Source organism: Mycobacterium sp. E787, assembly GCF_001668725.1.
GTDB lineage: Bacteria > Actinomycetota > Actinomycetes > Mycobacteriales > Mycobacteriaceae > Mycobacterium.
On the sequence record NZ_LZKL01000127.1, the window covers coordinates 195,896 to 218,344 of the forward strand.

The window sequence follows — 22,449 nt, forward strand, 5'->3', positions numbered from 1 at the left end:
CATGGATCTTTCAGCATCGAACACCACGCACGCGCTGGCCATGCGCATGGCCGAGCTTTCCCGCGAGATGGCCGCGCCTCGCCCGCTGGAACAGCTCCTTTCCGACGTGACCGCCGCGGCGGTGCAGCTGATACCGGCGGCCGACATCGCCGGGGTGCTGTTGGTGAAAAAGGGCGGCGACTTCGAATCCATCGCCGATACCGACAGCCTCGCGGCCGAGCTCGACAGACTCCAGCACCAATTCGGCGAGGGCCCCTGCTCCGACGCCGCCCTCAAACAAACGCTGGTGCGGACCGATGATCTGCGCGACGAGCCGCGGTGGCCGCGGTACGCGCCGGCGGCCGTGCGGCACGGCGTGCTCAGCAGCCTGTCGTTCAAGCTGTACACGGCGGACCGGACGGCCGGCGCGCTTAACCTGTTCAGCTTCGACTCCGGCGTGTGGGACACGGAGGCCGAGACCATCGGAGCGGTGTTCGCCGCGCACGCGGCGGCGGCGATCATGGCCGGGCGCCACGGGGAGCAGATGGAATCGGCGCTGTCGAGCAGGGACCGCATCGGCCAGGCCAAAGGCATCATCATGGAACGCTACGGCGTGGACGATGTGCGCGCCTTCGAGATGCTGCGGGCTCTTTCGCAGGAGGGCCAGACGAAGCTCGTCGACATCGCCGAGCGCGTCATCGCGACCCGCAGCGGCAACTGATCCTCCGCGGTCGCCATCTAGGATGGGGTGGCTTTAGCAACGAGACCGGCGCGACGCTGCGCCGGGGAATGGTTGGCCACGGTGTGGGACTTCGAAACGGACCCGGAATACCAGGCGAAGCTGGACTGGGTCGAAAAATTCATGACCGACGAACTCGAACCGCTCGATCTCGTCGCCCTCGACCCGTATGACAAAAAGAACGACGAGATGATGGGCATCCTGCGGCCGTTGCAACAGCAGGTCAAGGATCAGGGGCTGTGGGCCGCCCACCTGCGGCCGGAACTCGGCGGCCAGGGCTTCGGCCAGGTCAAGCTCGCGTTGCTCAACGAGATCCTGGGCCGCTCCCGGTGGGCACCGTCGGTGTTCGGCTGCCAGGCCCCCGACTCGGGCAACGCCGAGATCCTCGCGCTGTTCGGCACCGACGAGCAAAAGGCCCGCTACCTGCAGCCGCTGCTCGACGGCGAGATCACGTCGTGCTATTCGATGACCGAGCCGCAGGGCGGTTCGGATCCGGGTCAGTTCGTCACCGCCGCGACCCGCGACGGCGACCACTGGGTGATCAACGGCGAGAAGTGGTTTTCCACCAACGCCAAGCACGCGTCGTTCTTCATCGTCATGGCCGTCACCAATCCGGAATCGCGCACCTACGACAAGATGTCGCTGTTCATCGTCCCCGCCGAGACGCCGGGCATCGAGATCGTGCGCAACGTGGGCGTGGGAGCCGAATCGTCGAAGCGTGCCAGTCATGGCTACGTCCGCTACACCGACGTTCGCGTGCCCGCCGACCACGTGCTGGGCGGCGAGGGTCAGGCGTTCATGATCGCGCAGACCCGGCTCGGCGGCGGCCGCATCCACCACGCGATGCGCACAATCGCCTTGGCGCGCAGTGCCTTTGACATGATGTGCGAGCGCGCGGTGTCGCGAAAGACCAGGCACGGGCGACTCGCCGATTTCCAGATGACCCAGGAGAAGATCGCCGACAGCTGGATCCAGATCGAGCAGTTCCGGCTGCTGGTGCTGCGCACCGCGTGGTTGATCGACAAGCACCACGACTACCAGAAGGTGCGCCGCGACATCGCGGCGGTGAAGGTCGCCATGCCCCAGGTTCTGCACGACGTCGTCCAGCGGGCCATGCACCTGCACGGCGCACTCGGCGTCTCCGACGAGATGCCGTTCGTCAAGATGATGGTCGCCGCCGAATCGCTGGGCATCGCCGACGGCGCCACCGAGCTGCACAAGATGACGGTGGCACGCCGCACGTTGCGCGAATACCAGCCCGTGGCAACGCCTTTCCCGTCGCAGCACATCCCGACGCGGCGCGCCGAGGCGCAGGCCCGGCTGGCCGAACGCCTGGAACACTCGATCGCCGAGTTCTGACCGGTTCCCCCGCCGGTCGCCGCCGCGACACATAAACCTTTGCGACGACACGCCGGGAAACGGCGCAATGCTTTATGTTTCGCGGTTGCCGGCGGGCGGCCGAGCCGCCGGCGTCAGGAGATGTAGCGGACGATGCTTTCGGCCACACACGCCGGCTTGGGCGCGCCCTCGATCTCGACGGTCGTCGACACGGTCGCCTGCACGGCGCCGTCGCCGAGATCGTCGACGCTGATCAGCGAGCTCTGCGCGCGCACCCGGGAGCCGACCGGCACCGGGGCGGGGAAGCGAACCTTGTTGAGGCCGTAGTTGATTGCCAGCTTGATGCCCTTGACGGTGTACATCTCGTGCTGCAACCGCGGCAGCAGCGCCAGGGTCATGAAACCGTGGGCGATGGTCGTGCCGAACGGACCGGCGGCGGCCCGTTCCGGGTCGACGTGGATCCATTGGTGATCGCCGGTCGCGTCGGCGAACAGGTTGACGTCCTCCTGGGTGATGGTCACCCAGTCGCTTTGCCCGATGGTCTCGCCGGCCGCGGCGGCCAGGTCGGCTACTGACTCGAAGGTGCGCATTGAAGTGTCCTCCTTGACTCGGGTGACAACGATAGCCCCGGCCGGGTTTCGTCACGACGGTCGGGGGAACCCCGTTGCGAGCCGCACGGAAGGAATGGCATGCCTGGAGCGACAGGACGCAACACCGATGACTCACGCAGGCCCTCGGAGCGGATCCGCGACGCCGAACGGATCGACCTCAAGCTGCCGGTGATCGGACACGTGCGCATACCGACCCCCGATCACCTCGCGTTCTACGGGGGACTGGCCGCCCTGGCGGCCTTGCAGCTCCTGGATTGGCCCGTGGCCTTGGTACTCGGTGCGGGCCAGGCGCTTGCCGAGAACCAGCACAGCCGCGTCGTCCAACAGTTCGGCGATGCCCTCGAAGACGCCTGACCGACAGCGGAGGCAGGATCGCGGCGGGCAACTTGTGAATGCCCTCCACTTCGGCGATCGACGGGAGGGCCTGCAGTTTGGCGGCGAACCTCCGGGGAATCCGTCGTCATCACGCGAGCCGCATGAAAGGAACCAAATGGCTGACCCGAAGGGCCACAGAGCCGAGGAAGACGTAGAACCCGAAGTGCACGAGGCCCGATCGCGCGCCGCCGAGGGCGAGGACGGCTCGTACGTGGGCGCGGCGAGCTCGGATGACTCCTTCGATGCAGGCGAGACGGGCGCCGAAGCCCGCAGTCAGGACGACTCGCGGTAGCAAGATGACGGTGTGAGGCTGCTGCTGATCGCCGACACCCACGTCCCCGGCCGTGCTCGCGACCTACCCGCACGGGTGTGGGACGAGGTGGCGAGGGCCGATGTCGTCGTGCACGCCGGCGACTGGGTATCACCCGAATTGCTCGACCGGCTCCAAGCCAGGGCCGCGGAGCTGATCGCCTGCTGGGGAAACAACGACGGACCGGCATTGCGGGCGCGGCTGCCCGAACGGGCCGACGCCACGCTCGGCGGGCTGCGCCTGACCGTGACGCACGAGACCGGGGCCGCGGCCGGCCGGGACGCGCGCATGTCGCGGCTCTACCCGGACAGCGACGTGTTGGTGTTCGGCCACAGCCACATCCCCTGGGACACGACGACGGAAAGCGGCCTGCGGCTGCTCAATCCGGGCTCGCCGACGGATCGCCGCAGGCAACCGTATTGCAGCTACATGACGGCCGAAGTCACGAACGGGAAGCTGGCCGACGTGGTCCTGCACCTCCTCGACAAGTAGCTGGGAGCTAGGCCCTACACAGCCCGCACACATATTTAGCTCGTAGACAGAGGTATATGGCTGCTGTACAGGCCGGCACCGATCTGGTCACCGAGGTCTTCGGCGTCGTCGGCAGATTCCGCCGGCAATTGCGCCGGTCGGCCGGTCGCGGGCTCGATTCCGCCCGCCTGTCCGAGGCGCAGGCGGAACTGTTGTGGCTCGTGGGTCGCCGGCCGGGGATCTCCGTCAGCGTCGCGGCCGCGGAGCTGGGCCTGGTGCCCAATACGGCGTCCACCCTGGTCTCCAAGCTGGTCGGCAACGGTTTGCTGATCCGCACTGTCGGCGAGACGGACCGCCGCGTGGGACGGCTGCGGCTCGCCGAGCCCACCCAGCAACTCGTCGACGCGTCTCGGGCCGCGCGGCGGGCGCTGATATCCGAAGTGCTCGCCGAACTCGGCGACGACGAAATCGAGTCCCTGGCAAAGGGATTGGAGGTCCTTGACACGATGACCCGACGACTGCAGGAGCGATCATGAGCGAACGACTGCCGATGGCGATCGACGGCCGAAACCTGACATACCGCTACGGCCAGTTCACCGCGGTCGAGGGCGTGACGCTGCGCGTCCGGCCCGGTGAGACCATGGGCCTGCTCGGGCCCAACGGCGCCGGGAAGACGACGCTGGTCCGCATGCTCACCACCTTGACGCCGGTGCAGCAGGGCGAACTGCGCATCTTCGGCATGGACGCCCGCGAGCAGACGGTCGACATCCGGAGCAACATCGGATATGTCCCGCAACAACTTTCGATCGAACCGGCGTTGACCGGGCGGCAGAACGTGCAATGGTTCGCGCGGCTGTACGGGGTACCGCGCGCCTGCCGCGCAGAGCGGGTGGATCAGGCGCTGGAGGCGATGGAGCTGCTCGACGTGGCCGACCGGCGGGCGGGAGCGTATTCCGGCGGCATGGTGCGCCGGCTCGAGGTGGCCCAGGCGCTGGTCAACCGCCCGTCGCTGCTGGTGCTCGACGAACCGACCGTTGGGCTGGACCCGATCGCCCGCGACGGCGTCTGGCAGCAGGTGCAGAGCATGCAGGCCCAGTTCGGCATGACGGTGCTGCTCACCACCCACTACATGGAAGAGGCCGACGCGCTGTGCGATCGGGTCGCGCTGATGCACCGCGGCCGGCTGCGCGCCGTGGGAACGCCCGCGGAGCTGAAGGCCCGGGTGTCGCCGGGCGCCACGCTCGAGGACGTGTTCCGCCACTACGCCGCATCGGGTCTCTCCGAGCACGCGGAATCCGCCACGTCCTTCCGTGAAATCCGTTCCAGCAGAAAGGTTGCCAGCCGTGCCAGTTGACAGCGCCCGCACAGCCCCCGCGGCCACCCTGGTTCGCGCGCCGCGCGGATGGCAACGGGTCCAGGCGACCCTGGCGCGCATCGGGGCGTTCGCCATCGTCGAACTGCAGAAGCTGCGGCACGACCGCACCGAGCTGATCACCCGGATGGTGCAGCCGGCGCTGTGGCTGCTGATCTTCGGCACGACCTTCAGCAAGCTGCACGTCATCAACACCGGCCCGGTGTCCTACCTCGCCTTCCTGGCGCCGGGGATCATCGCCCAGTCGGCGTTGTTCATCGCGATTTTCTATGGGATACAGATCATTTGGGATCGCGACGCCGGTGTGCTGGCCAAGCTCATGGTGACGCCGGCACCGGCTTCGGCGCTGATCACCGGCAAGGCGTTCGCGGCCGGAGTGCGATCGGTCGCCCAGGTCGTCGGCGTGATGGTGCTGGCCTACCTGATGGATGTCGGCCTGACCGTCAACCCGCTGCGGGTCCTGGCGGCGATGGCCGTGGTCATGCTCGGCGCCGGCTTCTTCGCCTGCCTGTCGATGACGCTGGCCGGGCTGGTCCTCAGCCGCGATCGCCTGATGGGCATCGGGCAGGCCATCACCATGCCGTTGTTTTTCGCGTCCAACGCGCTGTACCCGGTCGACGCGATGCCCGCCTGGCTGCACGCGCTCAGCAAGGTCAACCCGCTCAGCTACGAGGTGGACGCGCTGCGTGCGCTGTTGATCGGCACTCCGTTCAACCCCGCCGACGTGATGGTGTTGGTGATCGCCGCTGTGCTCGGAATCGTCACGGCCTCAACGCTATTGCGGCGCTTGGTGGCGTGATTCGCAACCGGTTCGTGAGCCGTTCGTGACCCCGGCGTGACGATTCCGGCCCGACTCCCAATCGTTAGCCAACCGCGATCTGGCGCCACGGCCACGACAGACGAATTGCCCCCTCCCCTTGTGTTTCACTGCGCTGGCGAACAGATTCGACCGTAATCGCGCGGCATCGAACGAGCCATGAAAAGTTGGGATGGGTAGAGAGCTATGTCGTTCTTCGAAGAGGTGCGGAAGTTGCGCGGCGCAGCATCTGGTGTGCCGCGCCGGCTGGCCATCGCGGCTGTGGGGGCTGCCCTGTTGTCCGGCCTGATCGCCGCCGGCGGCGGCTTGGCCACCGCGGGGGCGTTCTCGAAACCCGGCCTTCCGGTGGAATACCTACAGGTGCCGTCGCCGTCGATGGGCCGCAACATCAAAGTCCAGTTCCAGGGCGGTGGACCGCACTCGGTCTACCTGCTGGACGGCCTGCGGGCCCAGGACGACTACAACGGTTGGGACATCAACACTCCCGCGTTCGAGGAGTTCTACCAGTCCGGCCTGTCGGTGATCATGCCCGTGGGCGGCCAGTCCAGCTTCTACAGCAACTGGTACCAGCCGTCATCGGGCAACGGCCAGAACTACACCTACAAGTGGGAGACGTTCCTGACCCAGGAGATGCCCGCTTGGCTGCAGGCCAACAAGCAGGTGTCGCCGTTCGGCAACGCCGTGGTCGGCCTGTCGATGTCGGGCGGCTCGTCGCTGATCATGGCCGCGTACTACCCTCAGCAATTCCCCTACGCCGCTTCGCTTTCGGGCTTCCTCAACCCGTCCGAGGGCTGGTGGCCGACCCTGATCGGCCTGGCGATGAACGACGCGGGCGGTTACAACGCCAACAGCATGTGGGGCCCGTCGTCCGACCCGGCGTGGAAGCGCAACGACCCGATGGTGCAGATTCCGCGGCTCGTCGCCAACAACACCCGGATCTGGGTCTACTGCGGTAACGGCACGCCCAGCGACCTCGGCGGCGACAACATGCCGGCGAAGTTCCTGGAGGGCCTGACGCTGCGCACCAATCAGCAGTTCCAGAACAACTACGTGGCCGCGGGCGGACGCAACGGGACCTTCAACTTCCCGGCCAACGGAACCCACTCGTGGCCCTACTGGAACCAGCAGCTGGTCGCCATGAAGCCCGACATCCTGCAGGTGCTCAACGCCGTCAACGCCAACGCGCAACCGGCACAACCGGCACAACCGGCGGCCTGAACCGCCCCAAGCCAGCATCGGCAGTAGCGCACCGGTCAGCGCTACTGCCGATGCTCATCTTCTGACCTGGTGTTCAACAACGCGCGGCGATCCTGGTGGAAGTAGGTGTACAGGGTGGTAGCCGCGCACGCGATCGTCGCGATCACCAGCATCCAGCTCCCGTTGACCACCACGCCGATGAAGCCGCCGAGCGCGGCGCCCACGATGAAGCTGGCCAGCAGCAGGAAGTAGCCGAGCCAATCCGCCGCCTTGCCGCCGGCGATGTGGCGTTCGATGCCCTGCCCCATCTTCACCATCGTGCCGGTCACATAGCTCAACGGAACCGACACTTCGCCGTCCTTGACGAACGACGTGTTCAACGCTCCGTTCGCGAAGGCCAACACGACAATTGGCGCGAAGTCCAGGAACTTCTCCTCCCAGCCTTCGTCGATGACGTCCAGGGCGGTGGCAACCGCCAGGCTGATGGTCGTCAGCACGGTCGGGCCGTGCGGATGGTTCACCCAAAAATGCCGCCGGCACACCGAGGCGACCACCACGCCGCCCACGAATGACACCATGAGCACCGCCGCACTGACCGCGAGCCACGGTTGGTGCGTGAAATACGCCAGGACCGCGCGTTGGGCGTTGCCGGTCATGAAGACCACGAAGTATCCCTGTGAATGGGTGAACGAGATCGCCCCCAGCACACCGGCCAGCACCGCGAGCACCCACGAGAGCCGCGCCTCACTGTTGAAAGTTTCGCCCGCCACACGAACATGCTGTCAGACGCCCGCCCAAATCGCAGGCGGCACATAGGTACTACCTATGTTTGCGCTAAGCGGCGGTCAGCCGGGCGATGGAACGCAACGGGATCGGCAGCCATCCGGGCCGGTGCCGCGCCTCATAACCGGCCTCGTAGACCGCCTTGTCGAGTTCGTATGCGGCCAGCAGCTGCGCCGAATCGCGTGGGTCGATCCCGGACACGGCCGCGTAACCGTCGCAGAAGGCCGCGCAGTTGCGCTCGATCCATTCCCGCGCGCGGGCGGCCAGCTGCTTGTCGCCGCCCTGATCGAGCAGTGGCCCGTAGGCGGCGTACTCGAAGGAGCGCAGGACGCCGGCCACATCGCGCAACGGTGAATCCGGCGCCCGCCGCTCGTCGAGCGGCTGGCCCGGCTCCCCCTCGAAGTCGATCAGCAGCCAGCTTTCCGGGGTCCGCAACACCTGACCCAGATGCAGGTCGCCGTGCACCCGCTGCACGGTGACCGTCTCGCGGGCGAGCTTGCCGAATCGTTCTTCGATCGTCGCCGCGTACTCCTCGAGTTCGGGCACCTTGGCGACGGTCGACGACAGCCGCGCCAGCACCGTGTCCGCGGGGAACGGGACCTCGGCCGTGCCCAGCGACTCGGCCAACGTCGCGTGTACGGAGGCCACTGCCTCGCCCAGCCGGTTGGACTCGGCGGCGAAGTCACCACCGACCTCGTAGGCGTACAGGTCGCCCTCGGCGAACAGGTCCCGGATGCTGGCGGTGGCCATGGCCCAGCCCTCGGCGGCGTTCGACGCGAACTCGGTCACCATGCCCAGCGGCCAGGCCTCATCGTCGGGGAGCGCCATCTCGTAGGTGCCCAGCAACCGGGCCACATGCGGGTTGCCCGCCCGCGCGAGCACCCGGTTCAGTTCGATGTCTGGGTTGATGCCGCTGCTGACGCGGCGGAACACCTTGAAGATGGCGCGCCGATCGAAGATCACGCTGGTGTTGCTCTGCTCGGCGTCGGAGACGTGCGGCATCGCTTCCAGCGGCAGCTCGACGCCGGGTTCCTTGGCGAACGTCACGTCGACACCGGACGCGCCGCGGGCGCCCGAAGAGTCGACCAAGGACAGCAGGAACCGCGGGGCGTCGACGTCGTAGAGGGCGTCGAAGCCGGTCCGATCGTCCGCGGCGCCGATCGTGGCCACGGTGCTGTACTCCGAGACGGGCGCGGAATCCCACCCGACGATCACCTGGTAGCGCTCCGACGAACCGTCGGCATAGTCGGCGTCAACGAGCACCAGGTCGAGGCCGTCCCGCAGCGGGACGACGACGGCCGCCTCCGCGCGTGACAGTTCCCGGTTGCGTCCGGCGTACCAGCGTTGCTGAGGCAGCCACTCGGACCAAGGCAGCTTGGCCGGGCTCCCGGAAGGGACAGTCATGAGTTCTCCTCACATGCGGGGGACAACTGGAACCAGTAGAACCCGTGTCCCGGCAGTGTCAGCAGGTAGGGCAGGTGACCGACACGGGGGAATTCCACGTGCCCGGTCAGCTCCACCGGCGTGCAGCCGCTCCAGTTCTGCAGGTTCAGTTCGATCGGTTGGGGGAACCGCGACAGGTTGTTGACGCATAGCACGGTGTCCCCATCCGCCTGGCGCACAAACGCCAGCACGGAGGGGTTAGACCCGCCCAGCTCCTCAAACCTTCCGATCGCGAAAGCCTTGTGCCGCCCGCGCACCGCCAGCATCATCCGGGTGAAGTTCAGCAGGGACGTCGAGGTGTCGCGCTGCGCCTCCACGTTGACGGCCTGGTACCCGTAGACGGGGTCCTGGCTGGGCGGCAGGAACAGCCGGCCGGGGTTGGCCGTGGAAAACCCGGCGTTGCGGTCCGGGGTCCACTGCATCGGGGTGCGCACCCCGTCGCGGTCCCCGAGCCAGATCACGTCGCCCATGCCGATCTCGTCGCCGTAGTAGAGCACCGGCGAGCCGGGCAGCGACAGCAGCAGCGCGGTGAACAGCTCGATCTGGTTGCGGTCGTTGTCCAGCAGGGGCGCGAGGCGGCGGCGGATGCCGACGTTCGCCTTCATCCGCGGGTCCTTGGCGTACTCGGAGTACATGTAGTCGCGCTCTTCGTCGGTGACCATCTCGAGCGTCAACTCGTCGTGGTTGCGCAAAAAGATTCCCCACTGGGCCATGTCGGGGATGGCGGGCGTCTGGGCCAGGATCTCCGAGATGGGAAACCGCGATTCGCGCCGGACGGCCATGAAGATGCGCGGCATCAACGGGAAGTGGAACGCCATGTGGCACTCGTCGCCGCCGGTGCTGGGATCCCCGAAGTACTCGACCACGTCGCCCGGCCACTGGTTGGCCTCGGCGAGCAGCACCCGGCCGGGGAACTCGTCGTCGACGACCTTGCGCACCCGCTTGAGGAAGGCGTGGGTCTCGGGGAGGTTCTCGCAGTTGGTGCCCTCACGTTCGAACAGATAGGGCACCGCGTCGAGGCGAAATCCGTCGATGCCCAGCCCGAGCCAGAAGCGGATGACGTCGATCATCGCCTCCTGAACGGCCGGGTTGTCGTAGTTCAGGTCGGGCTGGTGGGAAAAGAAGCGGTGCCAGTAGAACTGGCGCCGGACCGGGTCGAAGGTCCAGTTCGACTCCTCGGTGTCGACGAAGATGATGCGGGCGTCGGTGTAGCGCTCGCTGGTGTCGCTCCAGACGTAGTAGTCGCCATAGGGCCCGTCGGGATCGTGCCGCGACTCCTGAAACCACGGGTGGGACTCCGAGGTGTGGTTCATCACCAGGTCGGTGATCACCCGGATCCCCCTCTCGTGGGCCGCGTCGAGGAGGGCGACGAAGTCCTCGACGGTCCCGAAATCGGGCAGCACCTTGTAGAAGTCGCGGATGTCGTAGCCGCCGTCGCGCAGCGGTGAGTCGTAGAACGGGGGCAGCCAGATGCAGTCGATCCCGAGCCACTGCAGGTAGTCCAGGCGGTCCATGAGTCCGCGCAGGTCGCCCTGCCCGTCGGCGTTGGCGTCACTGAACGCGCGGACCAGGACCTCGTAGAAAACCGCGTGCTTGAACCACGTCGGGTCCGCCGGCAGCGCGGCGGCGTTGTCGAAATCCTCGGCATCCGGGTGCTCGACCACACCGTCTTCGACGTGACTGCCCGCGGTTGGATCGTGCTCGACAGCTTCTCGTGCGTCGTTCATCAATTCCACGATGCCACGTGTACCCGACGCGGCACGTCGGGAATCACCACCGCTGGCGTGCGACGGATCACGCTGTGCCGCAAGGGAGTTGGATGCGAGGCGGGCATTATCCGCGCGAATATCAGGCCGGCGGCCCGTCCGCCAGCGTCACCGGCCCGCTGCGGTCGCCGCCCCCCTTGGCGATCCAGCGCAGCATGATGGTGTCGCCGGGGTGGTGCGGGACGAGCACGTCGGTCATCGAGGTGGCCCCGGTGATCGGGACGTTGTCGACGCCGACGATGACGTCGCCGGCCGACACGCCGGCGGCCGCCGCGGGACCGCTGCCGACGACGCGTTCGACCCGCGCGCCGTTGCCGCCGTTGTCGGTGACGCCCAGGCCGAGGAAGGCCGTCGGACCGATGTGCGTCGTGTTCGAGCCGGCGCCGGACCGGATCTGTCCGGCGACCCCCATCGCCGTACCGATCGGAATGGCGAAGCCCTGACCGCCGGACATCTTGTAGCTGTCGGTGGCGGCGGTGTTCATGCCGATCACCTGCCCGGCCTGGTTGACCATGGGTCCACCGGAGTCACCCGGCCGGATCGCGGCGTCCGCCTGGATCAGCCCGCCCAGGTTCTCCTCGGCACCGGTCAGCGTGTCGGTTGCCGACACGGTCTGGTTGAGCGCGACGACCTTGCCGGCCACCGCGCTCGGCGTCCCGCCCTGACCGCCGGCGTTGCCCAGCGCGACGACGGGGTCGCCGACCGCCACCCCGCCACCGATGTTGGCCGCGGGCAGGCCACCGCCACCGCGCAGCTGCAGGACCGCGACATCCGCGTTCCTGTCATAGCCGATCACGTCGACGGCATAGGTCTGGCCGTTGCCGACGGCGAACGCGCTGATGTCGGTGGCACCCGAGATCACGTGGTTGTTGGTCAGGATGACGCCGCCCGGGTCGATGACGATCCCGGTTCCCGCGCCGACCGCGTTGTTGTAGCCGAATTTGGTGCTGATGTCGACGACCTGCGGCCCCACCTTGCCGACGATGCCCGAGGGGTCGAGCGGCGCCATGGGCCGGTCGTGAGACGGCCCGGGAGGTGCGGCGGACGCCGGGACCGTGGCCAGGCCCAGGCCCAGTCCGATCACAGCCAGCACGCTGACCAACCATGACCACCAGACTGAGCGGTGGTGCCATTTGCCCATCCCCGTCACCTCCTGCTTTGCGCTCAGAACCAGAATCGGCCCAGCCTCCGCGTCTGGGACACACAACTCGATCTGTATAACCGTAATGCAGATAGCTATGCGGGATGGTGGTCAGTCCCCGTTTGGCCGCTGCGCCGCCGGTCCCCGCTCAGGCCCTCCGGGCCGGCGTGATCGCATGGGTCAGGTGCCGGCTGACGTCACCCACCATGTCGATGAGCGTGAGGTCGCGGTACGAGAACCGCCATTCGCCGTCGACCCGCTCGAATCGGTCGTGGTAGCGACCCGTGACGATGGTTTGCAGGGGCAGCTCGTCGGTCTGCTGCAGCACCGTGTAGTAGCTACGGCAGCTCGCGCTGCCGGCCCGCTCGTCGACCTCGATGATCGGGTTCGTCGTCACATGCTTGGTTCGCGGCGTCCCGTCGGGGTGTATCACGATCAGCGACTTCCAGATGCCCAGCAGCGCATTGGCGTCAACGGTTTCCTGCGCGGCGTCCGACCCACCGATGCGGATGCGGGCGTGCTCGAAAAGCGCGGCCGCGCCCGGCAGATCGCCGGCATCGATGCATTCGGCGTAGCGGTAGAGGAGGTTGGTGATCTGGGTTTCCGCCGGCATGGGAGTAAAAGTACGGCCCTAAGCTGACCAGGTGGGCGAATTCGACCCGAAGGTCAGATTCACACAGTCCCCGATAGCCCGGCTGGCCACGGCCACGCCCGACGGCGCGCCGCACCTGGTCCCGGTGGTCTTCGCCGTCGACGAGGCGCACGGCGGTCAGGGCGTCGTGTACACCGCCGTGGACGCCAAACCGAAGGCGTCGCGGCGGCTGCGGCGGCTGGCCAACATCGAACTCAATCCCCAGGTCAGCCTGCTCGTCGACCACTACGACGAGGATTGGTCGCGGTTGTGGTGGGCCCGCGCCGACGGCATCGCCGCAATTCATTCCGACGGCGACGCTCTTGCCACCGGGTTCCGGTTGCTGCGCGCCAAATATCCCCAGTACCAGGCCGTTTCGCTGGACGGCCCGGTGATCGCGGTCACGGTGCGCCGCTGGGCCGGCTGGCACGCCTGACCCGGCCCCAATTGTGGCCCGCCCGTGGCCTTGTGTTGGGCGGCCGTTGGGGGAAAAGTTGCTTACAGCGTCCTGTGGCCCAGAACACACCGCGCCACAGCACCCCGCGGCGCTGCAGAACTGGAGGAAAGTCATGGCGGACAAGGCGAACGCTTCCCAGGGCGCGGGGGCCGCTCCCACCGCGAACGGTCCGGGCGATGTTCGCAATGTGGTGCTGGTGGGCCCGTCGAGCGGCGGCAAGACCACCTTGGTCGAGGCCCTGCTGGTCGCCGGCGGCGTGCTGTCCCGGGCGGGCTCGGTCACCGACGGCAGCACGATCTGCGACTACGACGAGGCCGAAATCCGCCAGCAGCGCTCCGTGGGCGTCGCCGTCGCGTCCCTTTCGCACGACGGCATCAAGATCAACCTGGTGGACACGCCCGGCTACGCCGATTTCGTCGGCGAGTTGCGGGCCGGCCTGCGCGCCGCCGATTGCGCGCTGTTCGTGATCGCGGCGAACGAGGGTGTCGACGAGCCGACCAAGTCGCTGTGGCAGGAGTGCAGCCAGGTCGGTATGCCACGGGCCGTCGTGATCACCAAGCTCGACCACGCGCGGGCGAACTACCAGGAGGCGTTGGCCGCCGCGCAAAACGCGTTCGGCGACAAGGTGTTACCGCTGTACCTGCCGACGCCCGACGGCCTCATCGGCCTGCTTTCGCAGCGGCGCTACCAGTACACGGACGGCAAGCGGACCGTCCTCGAGCCGGACCCGTCGGACGCCGAGCGCATCGAGGAGGCGCGCGGCACCCTGATCGAGGGGATCATCGAGGAATCCGAGGACGAGTCGCTGATGGAGCGCTATCTCGGCGGCGAGTCGATCGACGAGTCGGTGCTCATCGGCGACCTGGAGAAAGCCGTTGCCCGCGGCTCGTTCTTCCCGGTGATCCCGGTGTGCAGCGGCACCGGCGTCGGCACCCTGGAATTGCTGGAGGTCGCCACGCGGGGATTCCCGTCCCCGATGGAACACCCGCTCCCGGAAGTCTTCACGCCGAACGGTGCCACGCACGCGACGCTGGCGTGCGATGCCGACGCGCCGTTGCTCGCGGAGGTGGTGAAGACGACGTCGGACCCCTACGTCGGCAGGGTGAGCCTGGTCCGGGTCTTTTCCGGGACCATCAGGCCCGACACGACGGTTCATGTGTCGGGCCATTTTGCGTCGTTCTTCGGCGCGGCCAACGGGAACGGGAATTCGCACCCCGATCACGACGAGGACGAACGCATCGGGGTGCTGTCCTTCCCGCTCGGCAAGCAGCAGCGCCCCGCGGCCGCCGTGGTGGCCGGCGACATCTGCGCGATCGGCAAGCTGAGCCGCGCCGAAACGGGCGACACCCTGTCGGACAAGGCCGAGCCGCTGGTCCTCAAGCCCTGGACGATGCCGGAGCCGCTGCTGCCGGTGGCCATTCAGGCGCATGCCAAGACCGACGAGGACAAGCTGTCGGTCGGGCTGGGACGGCTGGCCGCCGAGGACCCGACGCTGCGGATCGAGCAGAACCAGGAAACGCACCAGATCGTGCTGTGGTGCATGGGGGAGGCCCACGCCGGTGTCGTCCTGGACGCACTGGCGAACCGCTACGGCGTCACCGTGGACACGGTTGACCTCCGCGTACCGCTGCGAGAAACGTTCGCCGGCAAGGCGAAAGGACACGGCCGCCATGTCAAGCAGTCGGGCGGGCACGGCCAGTACGCCGTCTGCGACATCGAGGTGGAGCCGCTGCCGGAGGGTTCGGGATTCGAGTTCGTCGACAAGGTGGTGGGCGGGGCGGTGCCGCGCCAGTTCATCCCGAGCGTGGAGAAGGGCGTCCGCGCGCAAATGGAAAAGGGCGTGCACGCCGGTTACCCGGTCGTCGACATCCGGGTCACGCTGTTCGACGGCAAGGCCCACAGCGTGGACTCGTCGGACTTCGCGTTCCAGGCCGCGGGTGCGCTGGCCCTGCGCGAGGCGGCGGCGGCCACCAGGGTGGCCCTGCTCGAGCCGATCGACGAGATCTCGGTGCTGGTGCCCGACGACTTCGTCGGTGCGGTGATGGGCGACCTGTCCGGGCGCCGCGGCCGGGTGCTCGGCAGCGACACCGCCGGCCACGAACGCACGGTGGTCAGGGCCGAGGTGCCTCAGGTCGAGCTGACCCGCTACGCCATCGACCTGCGGTCGCTCTCGCACGGGGCCGCGTCCTTCACCCGCTCCTTCGTAAGGTACGAGCCCATGCCGGAAACGGCGGCGGCGAGGGTGAAAACCACGGCGTGACAAGCGATTGGACCGCCTAGGCGCTGCGGCCGAACTGGTCGGCCACGGCCCGGCGGTCCAGCGAGCCTTTCGCGGTGTGCGGCAGCGCGCCGGCCTCCCGGAAGGTGGCGGGCACCTCGAAGGCCGCCAGCCGGTCGCGGCAGAACTCCGCGAGCTCGTCCGGTGTGGGCGCGGGCGCCTCCCTGGGCACGATGACCGCGGCCACCGTCTCGCCGTACAACTTGTCCGGCAGCCCGTACACGGCCACCTCGAAGACGTTGGGGTGGGTGGCCAGCACGCCCTCGACGCGTTCCGGCGAGATCTTCTCGCCACCCCGGTTGATCAGTTCCTTGATCCGGCCGCGGATGATCAGGTCCGCGGCCGGGGTCAGCGAGCCCAGATCACCGGTGCGCAGCCAGCCGTCGGTGAAGTTGGCGGCGGTGATCGCCGGGTCCCCGAGGTAGCCGCGCACCACGGTGGGCCCGCGCAGCCAGACCTCCCCGACGGCGTCCGCGGGCAGCGGCCGACCGTCGGGTCCCGCGATCCGGATCTCCGGCCCGGTCGACGCGCCGACGAGACCGCCCGTGGCAGCTGGGTTTTCGGTTCGGCCGATGCCTGTAGTCGCCACCTGATGGGTCGCCTCCGTCATGCCGAAGGCGCACACCACCGATGCCGAAAACGTCTCTTGCAGCGCCTGGGCCGTCTCCGGGGTGAGCGGCGCGCTGCAGCTGCGGATGAACCGCAGCGCGGCCCGGTCGTTGCCCGACCGCTCGGTCTTGCTGCGCTCCAACAGGATCTGGTGGATCGTCGGCACGGCGGTGTACCAGGTCGCGCCGACGGCGTCGATGTCGTCCCAGAACGTGTGCGCGGAGAACCGGCCGCGCGCCGGCAGCAGGACGGTGCCCCCGGAGACCAGCGTCGCCAGCAGGGCGGCGACCAGGCCGTGACCGTGGTACAGCGGCATCACCGCGACCGTCGCGTCGTCCGGGCCCAGCCCGTAGCCGGCGATGATCGCCCGCACCGAGTTGGCGAGGTTGTCGTGCGTCCACGGGACCATCTTCGGCACCCCCGTGGTCCCGCCGGTGAACATGATCATCGCGTCGTCGTCGCGCAGCCCCTCGGGCGTCGCGACGTCCGGCGCCGGCGGCGTCGCGGTGTCGAGGTGCACCGCCGGCGCACCCGCACCGCGACCCGCGGTCACCGCGATCGGCCACCGGCGCAGGGCCGGCTCCCGCTCATCGCCGGGGCCGTCACCATCGACCAGCATCGCCCGCGCCCCCACCGCTTCGGTTCGGGCGCGCTGGTCGCCGGCCGGCAGGGCCGGGTCCAGCGGGACCGCGACGAGCTCCGCCCGCGACGCGGCCAGCAGGCCGACGACGAACTCGGCGTTGCTGCCGGCGCGCAGCGCGACCCGATCGCCCGGCACCAGACCGGCCCGCTTCAGCTGGCCCGCCAGGTCGTCGACCAGGCCGACCAGCTCGCGGTAGCTCACCGGGAGGCGATCGGAGGTGACGACGAGCGCCGGGGCGTCCGGGCGCCGGCTCGCCGCCACCTCGACCAGATCAGCGACAACGTGCTCGCTCGTCCTCATCGCCCCATCCTTTCGTCGTTGTCAAAGTCCTGTTGGCACCTTGCCGCGGCGCCCCGGCGCCCGTCCAATACCGATCCCCTCACATTCGATAGGTGGAGGCTATTGATAGACGGGGTGAATCGCTGGATAGCGGCCTAGTCTTGGACAGCCGCGCGCACCGACACAACAGTGGTGGCCAGGCAGATACGGCACACGCACCCCAGGAGTCGCCACCATGACCACCGTTTCGGCACCGCCCAGCGACGCGACTCGCTTGATCGACGGCTTCCAGCTCGTCGTCGATGCCCTGAAGGCCAACGACGTCGACACCATCTACGGCATCGTCGGCATCCCGATCACCGACCTCGCCCGCACCGCGCAGGCGTCGGGGATCCGTTACATCGGCTTTCGGCAGGAGGCCTCGGCCGGCAACGCGGCCGCCGCCGCCGGGTTTCTCACCCGGCGGCCCGGCGTGTGCCTGACCACCTCGGGGCCCGGTTTCCTCAATGGCCTGCCCGCGCTGGCGAACGCGACCGCGAACTGCTTCCCGATGATCCAGATCTCGGGCTCGAGCGACCGGGCGATGATCGATCTGCAGCGGGGCGACTACCAGGACCTCGATCAGCTAACCGCGGCAAGGCCTTTCACGAAGGCGGCTTATCGGATCGGCCGGATCGGAGACATCGGGCGTGGGGTGGCGCGCGCCATTCGGACCGCGACCTCCGGGCGCCCGGGCGGGGTCTACCTGGACATCCCCGGCGAGATCCTGGGCCAGGCCATGGACGCCTCGGCCGCCGCCGAAACTGTTTGGCGGGTGGTCGATCCCGCGCCCCGGCAGCTGCCGGCGCCGGATGCGGTCGATCGCGCTCTGCAGGTGCTCGGGCGGGCGCGGCGCCCGCTGATCGTGCTCGGCAAGGGCGCGGCCTACGCGCAGGCCGACGACGTGGTTCGGAAGTTCGTGGAGGCCACCGGGATTCCGTTCCTGCCGATGTCGATGGCCAAGGGCCTGTTGCCCGACTCGCACCCGCAGTCGGCCGGGGCGGCGCGCTCGCTGGCGATCTCCCGCGCGGACGCGGTCATGCTGGTGGGCGCCCGGCTGAATTGGCTTCTCGGTCACGGGGAGTCGCCGCAATGGTCGGCCGACGCCGAGTTCGTGCAGGTCGACATCGCCGCGGCGGAGCTCGACAGCAACAGGCCGATAGCCGCGCCCCTGGTCGGCGACATCGGCTCGGTGCTGTCGGCGCTGTGTGACGCGGCGGCGGCGAACCCGATCGCCGCGCCCGCCGACTGGGTCGAGGAGCTGGCCGATCGCAGGGCCCGCAACGAGGCGAAGATGCGCGAGCGGCTGGCCGAAGACCCGCACCCGATGCGGTTCTACAACGCGCTGGGCGCCATTCGTGCCGTGTTGCAGGAGAGCCCGGGGGTCTATGTGGTCAACGAGGGCGCCAACGCGCTGGATTTGGCGCGCAACGTCATCGACATGGAGCTGCCGCGGCGCCGGCTCGACACGGGGACCTGGGGCGTGATGGGCATCGGCATGGGATACGCCATCGCCGCGGCGGCGGAGACCGGCAGCCCGGTCGTCGCGATCGAGGGCGACAGCGCCTTCGGCTTCTCCGGCATGGAGGTCGAGACGATCTGCCGGTACCGGCTGCCCGTGACCGTCGTGATCCTCAACAACGGGGGCGTCTACCGCGGCGACGAGACCGCGACCGGACCGGACCCGGCGCCCACCGTGCTCAACGCCCGGGCGCGTCACGAGCTCATCGCGGAGGCCTTCGGCGGCAAGGGGTATCACGTCACCACGCCGCCGGAATTGCGCGCGGCGCTGTCCGAAGCGATCGCCTCCGGCGGGCCGTCGGTCATCGACTGCGAGCTCGACCCGGCAGCCGGAGTGGAAAGCGGCCATCTGGCGGGCCTCAACCCGACCAGCGCGGCCACACCCACGATCAGCGCCGGTGCGTGATGCCCAGCAACTGTGCGTCGAAGAACTCGCCCAGCGCGAGTTCCTGAGCGCACGCGGTGAGCGCGCGTGCGACGGGTGAGCCCGGGCCGGAAGCGTTGGTGGCCAACGCGATCTCGGCTTTCAGCGCCGGTTCCACCATCTCGACCGCACGGATCTCGGCGCCCAGCGGCGACGTCCACAGCCAGGTGTGCGGGACGATGCACGCCCAGTTTCCGGTGGCCACCTGGGCCAACAGCGAAGCGACGGAGTCGGTTTCGACCTGCGGGGTGACGGTGATGGCGTGGCCGGCGAAGGCTTCGTCGATGATCTGGCGGTCACGCATGTCGGCGGTCAGCAGGGCCAGCGGCAGTTGCGCGGCCTCCGGCCAGGTCAGCGTCGAGGCCCCGGCGGGCAACATGTTCGCCGTCGACAGCAACACGTAGTGCTCCTCGTAGAGCGGCACCAGGTGCACGTCGTGTGCGTCGTCGGTGCCGGTGTGCACGATGGCGGCGTCCAGGTCGAACTCGCGCAGGCGCCGGTACAGCTCGGTGGCGGCCAGCCGGGAGAGGATCTGCACCTTGGCCAGCGGATGCGCGGAACAGAACGCGGAGAGCACCAGGGACGCCGTCGTGGAGGCGGTCGGGACCGTGCCCAGCCGAAGGGTCCCCGCGATCCCGGACCGGACGGCGTGCACCTCGGCTTTGAAAGCGTCGTGTTCGGCGAGAATCCGCTTGGCCCACACGACCAGTCGCTCCCCTTCGGGCGTGAGGCCCTCGAAGCTGTGCCCGCGGTTGATCAGCGTGACGTTCAGCTCTCGCTCGAGCTTGGCGATGGCCGCCGACAGCGCGGGTTGGGAGACGTAGCACTTCTCGGCCGCCCGGGCGAAGTGGCGCTCCTGGGCGACCGCAACGAAGTACTCCAGTTGACGGAAAAGCATCTCGCTGAAGGCTAACGCGCGGCTAGCACCCCAGCCAATCGAGTGTCTCCGAGGTGTTCAGGACGTCCACCCCGATGGCGCGGCACTCCGCCACGCCCCGGTCGTAGAGGCCGGAGATCGCGTCGGACACCAGAACAATCCGGAAGTCGCGTTCGGACGCCTCGTAGATCGACGTTCGGGGGCAGTTGGGAAAGTTGCAGCCCGCGAAAACGACCGTATCGCTGCCGCTTTCACGCAGGTGCTGCTCGAGGGAGGTGCCGTAGAAGGCGCCCCACCGCGGCTTGTACATCACGTGCTCGGCGGGTCCCACTCGTTGGAAACCGCCGGCCAACAACAACTCGTGTTCCAGGTCAACGGATTTGGGCAGGAGTTCCGCGGCGATCTGCGAACCGGCGCTGCCGGGTGCGGCGATCCGGGCGCCCCGCTCGATCGACTGGCGCCGCGCCAGGTCCACGTTCGAGCCATCGGGCAGATACAGCCGGACGACGTGCACGATGGGCAGCCCCCGTCGCCGGAAGGCCCCCGCCAACCGCGCCATCGCCGGGATCGCGGCGCGCGTGCCGGCAACCGGCATCGGCGCGTGATCGCCGGGGACGTCGATGAAGTCGAGCTGCACGTCGATCAGGATCAGGGCGGCGGTCGCCGCCCTCGGACGCGTGTAGCGATCGTTTGCGGTCATGTCCGCCCCTTGCCGCCGTTGCGCTTGCTCTGATCGGCTCTTCCGGCGGTCTGCGGCCGTCTGGCCGGGCCAGCGAAGCCGCCGTAGTTTGCTGAAAATCGTAATGAACCGACAGCCAGTAGAATATCGTTGTGTCAGTTGAGCCATCGCAAAGGGTAGGCGCCATGCACCGAGCGTTTCGTTATCTGTTCGTTATGGTAGCGATTGTCGGCATGGGCGCGTTGGGCAGCGCCGCCCGCGGCGTGGCCGCCGTCCCCCTGCCCCAGCCGGTGCCCGCCGTCGCGTCGGTGTCGCCCGCTGACGGAGCGGTGGTGGGCGTGGCGCACCCTGTCGTGGTCACCTTCACCGCGCCGGTGACCGACCGCGCCGCCGCCGAGCGGACCATCCACGTCACTTCTCCCAGCGATACGCCGGGACACTTCGAGTGGGTCGAGAACAACGTCGTCCAGTGGGTGCCGAACCACTACTGGCCCGCCCACACTCATGTCTCGGCCGGAGTGCAGGCCCTGACGACGGGCTTCGACACCGGTGACGAACTGCTCGGTGTCGCCAGCCTCTCCGGGCACACGTTCACCGTCAGCCGCAACGGCGAAGTGCTGCGCACGATGCCGGCGTCGATGGGCAAGCCCAGCCGCCCGACGCCGATCGGGAACTTCACCGCCCTGGAGAAGGACCGCACAGTGGTGATGGACTCGCGCACCATCGGCATACCGCTGAGTTCGCCCGAGGGATACAAGATCACGGCGCAGTACGCCGTCCGGGTCACCTGGAGCGGTGTGTATGTGCACTCGGCCCCGTGGTCGGTCGACTCACAGGGCCACGCCAACGTCAGCCATGGATGCATCAACCTGAGCCCCGACAACGCGGCGTGGTATTTCAATCAGGTCAACGTCGGCGACCCCATCCAGGTCGTGGCCTGACGCCTTCGGGCAAGCCCTAGCCGGGCAACCCGCTTTTGATCGCGGCGTCCTGCTTGCGCCCGACGTCGGTCGCGATGGCCGGATCGATCGGATCGTTGGGCGCGCTGTCGAATTCGATGTTGACCACGGCCTTGCCCTCGCTGAACAGCAACACGGTGACTGCTTGGGAGTTGTCGGGCGAATTACCGGAGATCATGAAGCCGTTGGAGCCGACATCGACGGGCTGCCATGTGCCGCTGACCTTGCCCGCATAGTTGGCCTTGGTGTTTTCGATTCCCGCCTTGGCCACCTCGGGATCGGCGACGATGAGGATGGTGTCGCCGATCCGGCGGCTGTTGTCGGGGTTGGCGAAAAGCTGTGCGACGCCCGCCGCGTTGTTCGGGTTCAGCACGGGCGGCTGCGGGGTCTTGAAGTCCCCGCCGATGTCACTGGCCTTGATCAGCAGCGAACTGTAATCGGTGGGCTGACCCTGCGACGGAGCCGTCACCGTGCCCGATCCGCTCGACGAAGTGGCAGCGCCCGAAGACGACGTCGTCGAGGAGGAGGGCGACGAGTTCTTCTGGTCATTGCCGCAGCCGGTGACCACGGCACCGACCGCGACGGTGGCGACCAGCCAGCCGCCGACGGTGATCCGAGCGAGATCCATGGCGTTCCTTCCGCGTCTATCCACAGTCCGCGGCGCCTGACGCTACTGCGAAATGCCGGCAGGAACAAGGCCTGCGCCGGTCA

Annotated in this window: 23 protein-coding genes; 13 read left to right on the forward strand and 10 right to left on the reverse strand. The window is 68.3% G+C overall.

Features of this window, described 5'->3' with window-relative positions; all coding sequences use genetic code 11:
• The first annotated feature begins 1 nt into the window (after window position 1).
• Both A5705_RS25815 and A5705_RS25820 read left to right on the forward strand, forming a co-directional pair.
• Entirely contained in the window at window positions 2-700 is a 699-nt protein-coding gene (locus A5705_RS25815; protein ID WP_067884008.1) for a GAF and ANTAR domain-containing protein, read from the forward strand.
• A gap of 81 nt (window positions 701-781) precedes the next feature.
• Window positions 782-2,077: an acyl-CoA dehydrogenase family protein gene (locus A5705_RS25820; protein WP_067884252.1), complete on the forward strand. Its 1,296-nt coding sequence runs from the start codon at window positions 782-784 to the stop codon at window positions 2,075-2,077.
• Between the two features lie 113 nt (window positions 2,078-2,190).
• On the opposite strand, the gene A5705_RS25825 is transcribed toward A5705_RS25820, so the two are convergent.
• A complete protein-coding gene (locus A5705_RS25825; protein WP_067884014.1) occupies window positions 2,191-2,646 on the reverse strand; it encodes a MaoC family dehydratase in 456 nt (151 codons plus the stop codon).
• A gap of 99 nt (window positions 2,647-2,745) precedes the next feature.
• Between A5705_RS25825 and A5705_RS25830 the strand changes: the two genes are divergently transcribed.
• The 7 genes from A5705_RS25830 to ag85C all read left to right on the forward strand — a co-directional run bounded on the left by A5705_RS25830 (window position 2,746) and on the right by ag85C (window position 7,230).
• Window positions 2,746-3,021 (forward strand): hypothetical protein, encoded by a 276-nt coding sequence (locus A5705_RS25830; RefSeq protein WP_067884015.1) that lies wholly within the window; start codon window positions 2,746-2,748, stop codon window positions 3,019-3,021.
• A 136-nt stretch (window positions 3,022-3,157) separates the two neighbouring features.
• Window positions 3,158-3,334, forward strand: coding sequence for a hypothetical protein (locus A5705_RS28300; protein WP_197517085.1), 177 nt, complete (start codon window positions 3,158-3,160; stop codon window positions 3,332-3,334).
• A 12-nt stretch (window positions 3,335-3,346) separates the two neighbouring features.
• Window positions 3,347-3,844 carry a metallophosphoesterase gene (locus A5705_RS25835; RefSeq protein WP_067884016.1) on the forward strand — a complete coding sequence of 166 codons (498 nt, stop codon included), beginning with the start codon at window positions 3,347-3,349 and terminating at the stop codon, window positions 3,842-3,844.
• 56 nt (window positions 3,845-3,900) lie between these two features.
• A complete protein-coding gene (locus tag A5705_RS25840) occupies window positions 3,901-4,359 on the forward strand; it encodes a MarR family winged helix-turn-helix transcriptional regulator (RefSeq protein ID WP_067884017.1) in 459 nt (152 codons plus the stop codon).
• Window positions 4,356-5,177 carry an ATP-binding cassette domain-containing protein gene (locus A5705_RS25845; RefSeq protein WP_068280881.1) on the forward strand — a complete coding sequence of 274 codons (822 nt, stop codon included), beginning with the start codon at window positions 4,356-4,358 and terminating at the stop codon, window positions 5,175-5,177. The genes A5705_RS25840 and A5705_RS25845 overlap by 4 nt, the downstream gene beginning before the upstream one ends.
• Window positions 5,167-5,994, forward strand: a complete 828-nt coding sequence (locus A5705_RS25850) for an ABC transporter permease (RefSeq protein ID WP_067884019.1) — start codon at window positions 5,167-5,169, stop codon at window positions 5,992-5,994. Before A5705_RS25845 ends, A5705_RS25850 begins: the two co-directional genes overlap by 11 nt.
• A gap of 204 nt (window positions 5,995-6,198) precedes the next feature.
• A complete protein-coding gene (gene ag85C / locus A5705_RS25855; RefSeq protein WP_068280886.1) occupies window positions 6,199-7,230 on the forward strand; it encodes a diacylglycerol acyltransferase/mycolyltransferase Ag85C in 1,032 nt (343 codons plus the stop codon).
• A 41-nt stretch (window positions 7,231-7,271) separates the two neighbouring features.
• On the opposite strand, the gene A5705_RS25860 is transcribed toward ag85C, so the two are convergent.
• The 5 genes from A5705_RS25860 to A5705_RS25880 form a co-directional block, all read right to left on the reverse strand.
• Window positions 7,272-7,979, reverse strand: coding sequence for a YoaK family protein (locus tag A5705_RS25860; RefSeq protein ID WP_067884021.1), 708 nt, complete (start codon window positions 7,977-7,979; stop codon window positions 7,272-7,274).
• A gap of 64 nt (window positions 7,980-8,043) precedes the next feature.
• Complete coding sequence (locus A5705_RS25865; protein ID WP_068280887.1) at window positions 8,044-9,396, reverse strand: phosphotransferase; 1,353 nt, start codon at window positions 9,394-9,396, stop codon at window positions 8,044-8,046.
• Complete coding sequence (gene treS / locus A5705_RS25870; RefSeq protein WP_067884023.1) at window positions 9,393-11,162, reverse strand: maltose alpha-D-glucosyltransferase; 1,770 nt, start codon at window positions 11,160-11,162, stop codon at window positions 9,393-9,395. The genes A5705_RS25865 and treS overlap by 4 nt, the downstream gene beginning before the upstream one ends.
• Before the next feature lie 121 nt (window positions 11,163-11,283).
• Window positions 11,284-12,342 (reverse strand): S1C family serine protease, encoded by a 1,059-nt coding sequence (locus A5705_RS25875; RefSeq protein ID WP_068280890.1) that lies wholly within the window; start codon window positions 12,340-12,342, stop codon window positions 11,284-11,286.
• A 148-nt stretch (window positions 12,343-12,490) separates the two neighbouring features.
• Window positions 12,491-12,955 (reverse strand): nuclear transport factor 2 family protein, encoded by a 465-nt coding sequence (locus A5705_RS25880; protein ID WP_067884031.1) that lies wholly within the window; start codon window positions 12,953-12,955, stop codon window positions 12,491-12,493.
• 31 nt (window positions 12,956-12,986) lie between these two features.
• Here A5705_RS25880 and A5705_RS25885 point away from each other — a divergent pair, with 31 nt between their 5' ends.
• Together A5705_RS25885 and A5705_RS25890 are read left to right on the forward strand one after the other, a co-directional pair.
• Window positions 12,987-13,409 carry a TIGR03668 family PPOX class F420-dependent oxidoreductase gene (locus tag A5705_RS25885; protein ID WP_067884033.1) on the forward strand — a complete coding sequence of 141 codons (423 nt, stop codon included), beginning with the start codon at window positions 12,987-12,989 and terminating at the stop codon, window positions 13,407-13,409.
• Between the two features lie 133 nt (window positions 13,410-13,542).
• A complete protein-coding gene (locus tag A5705_RS25890; RefSeq protein WP_067884035.1) occupies window positions 13,543-15,690 on the forward strand; it encodes an elongation factor G-like protein EF-G2 in 2,148 nt (715 codons plus the stop codon).
• 16 nt (window positions 15,691-15,706) lie between these two features.
• On the opposite strand, the gene A5705_RS25895 is transcribed toward A5705_RS25890, so the two are convergent.
• On the reverse strand, window positions 15,707-17,260 hold the full coding sequence (locus tag A5705_RS25895; protein WP_068280895.1) for a FadD7 family fatty acid--CoA ligase: 1,554 nt from the start codon (window positions 17,258-17,260) through the stop codon (window positions 15,707-15,709).
• 214 nt (window positions 17,261-17,474) lie between these two features.
• Here A5705_RS25895 and oxc point away from each other — a divergent pair, with 214 nt between their 5' ends.
• Window positions 17,475-19,205 carry an oxalyl-CoA decarboxylase gene (gene oxc, locus A5705_RS25900; protein ID WP_068280898.1) on the forward strand — a complete coding sequence of 577 codons (1,731 nt, stop codon included), beginning with the start codon at window positions 17,475-17,477 and terminating at the stop codon, window positions 19,203-19,205.
• Here the strand turns inward: oxc and A5705_RS25905 are convergent.
• Both A5705_RS25905 and A5705_RS25910 read right to left on the reverse strand, forming a co-directional pair.
• Window positions 19,189-20,121, reverse strand: a complete 933-nt coding sequence (locus A5705_RS25905) for a LysR family transcriptional regulator (RefSeq protein WP_068280903.1) — start codon at window positions 20,119-20,121, stop codon at window positions 19,189-19,191. The genes oxc and A5705_RS25905 overlap by 17 nt on opposite strands.
• A 22-nt stretch (window positions 20,122-20,143) precedes the next feature.
• Window positions 20,144-20,800 carry a cysteine hydrolase family protein gene (locus A5705_RS25910; RefSeq protein WP_068280905.1) on the reverse strand — a complete coding sequence of 219 codons (657 nt, stop codon included), beginning with the start codon at window positions 20,798-20,800 and terminating at the stop codon, window positions 20,144-20,146.
• Between the two features lie 164 nt (window positions 20,801-20,964).
• Between A5705_RS25910 and A5705_RS25915 the strand changes: the two genes are divergently transcribed.
• A complete protein-coding gene (locus A5705_RS25915; RefSeq protein ID WP_067884061.1) occupies window positions 20,965-21,720 on the forward strand; it encodes a L,D-transpeptidase family protein in 756 nt (251 codons plus the stop codon).
• 16 nt (window positions 21,721-21,736) lie between these two features.
• Here A5705_RS25915 and A5705_RS25920 read toward each other — a convergent pair whose 3' ends face one another.
• Window positions 21,737-22,366, reverse strand: a complete 630-nt coding sequence (locus tag A5705_RS25920) for a hypothetical protein (RefSeq protein WP_067884063.1) — start codon at window positions 22,364-22,366, stop codon at window positions 21,737-21,739.
• Between the last annotated feature and the right edge of the window lie 83 nt (window positions 22,367-22,449).